The following is an 833-nucleotide window of genomic DNA, read 5'->3' on the forward strand; positions in this document are numbered from 1 at the left end:
CCGCCCGCACCGCCTCGGTGACGATCGGTCGCAGGCCGGCGAGAACCGCGTCGGCCGGGGCGGACCCGGCGTCGGGGCCGCCGGTCGCGGCGCTCACGACGCGCGCGAGACGAGGGTCCCGGGTCGCACGACGAGCCGCCCGGGTGGCGAGGGGGTGTGCCCGTTCGACGGCGGCGAACGGCTGGAGGTCACCCTCGACCGGCCCCTGCGGGGGCCCGAGCACGTCGATGGCCCGCTCCACGAGGCGCGACGACGACCGGTCGACGCCGAGCAGGGCCGCGAGGGTCGCATCGGCCAGCAGCGGGTCCGTCGCCACGACGACGGTGTCCGTCTGGCGCGCATCGAGGAGGCGGTTGCCGTCCGCACCGCCGCTCGTCGCGGTCGCGTCGACGACGGCCAGGTGCGGGGCGAGGTGCCTGAGCACGTCGACGGCGACGTCGGCCGGCTCGCAGCCGGCCACCTCGGGGAGGACACGCAGGAGCGTGTCGAGGCACCCGGCATACGCATCGACGAGGTCCGTGACCGCGCGCCCGATGACGACGCGCGTGTCCCCGCCCGACCACGAGCGTGACACCACCTGCTCGGCGAGGGCGCTCGACGGGGGGACCGGCGCGGCCACGAGGTCGTCGGCGAGGTCGACGACGGCATACGGCCGCCCACGGTCCGTGTGTCCCGTCAGGCCGGCGGCGTGCGCGAGGGCACCCACCGATCGATGTCCCCGATCGCGCTCCCGGGTCGCCAGCACGGAGCCGACGGTGACCTCGCAGCCCGCGTCCGCGAGCGCGTCGACGACGGTGTGCACGACGGCGGCGGACGCCGGCGTGGGCGGCGAG

The 833-nt window shown here is 77.2% G+C and carries 1 protein-coding gene; it reads right to left on the bottom strand.

The window, feature by feature from the left end; genetic code table 11:
• On the bottom strand, positions 1 to 833 hold an 833-nt coding region (locus AC1DP0_RS22330), incomplete at both ends, for a hypothetical protein (protein ID WP_478088838.1).

It is taken from the genome of Terrabacter sp. P5_B1, from assembly GCF_056400505.1.